Here is a 409-nt window from a genome sequence, read left to right as displayed (position 1 = left end):
GGCGCGGCTGCCGCTGTGGCCCGGTCCGGCGCCGGGGTCGACGGCCGGCTCCGAGCAAGCGCATCTGGTCGAGCGCAGCGACGACCCGGCCCTGCCCGATCGCGCGCTCAGCGGCCGTTACCAGCCCTACATGGTGGTGTACCGGCCGAAGCACCCGAACGGCAGCGCGCTGCTGGTGGCGCCCGGCGGCGGCTATGCGCGCGTGGTGCTGGACAAGGAAGGCACGGCCTTGGTGCCGATCTTCGCCGAACAAGCCGGCATCACCCTGTTCGTGCTGCGGTATCGGTTGCCCGATGCGGCCACCGACGGCGCCGCCGCGCGCGACCAGCCTCTGGCCGATGCGCAGCGCGCGCTGCGCCTGATCCGCGCGCGTGCCGCCGATTACGGCGTGGACCCGCAGCGCATCGGC

General features: G+C 74.3%; 1 pseudogene. It reads left to right on the top strand.

Annotated elements, in window-relative coordinates:
* Positions 1–409 (top strand): annotated as a pseudogene (locus D180_RS21255) (alpha/beta hydrolase); the annotation flags it as partial.

This window comes from Xanthomonas sp. SHU 166 (assembly GCF_000364685.1).
Taxonomy (GTDB): domain Bacteria; phylum Pseudomonadota; class Gammaproteobacteria; order Xanthomonadales; family Xanthomonadaceae; genus Xanthomonas_A; species Xanthomonas_A sontii.
The sequence above is the reverse complement of the archived record's forward strand: the minus strand, read 5'-3'. Positions and strand labels throughout refer to the sequence as shown.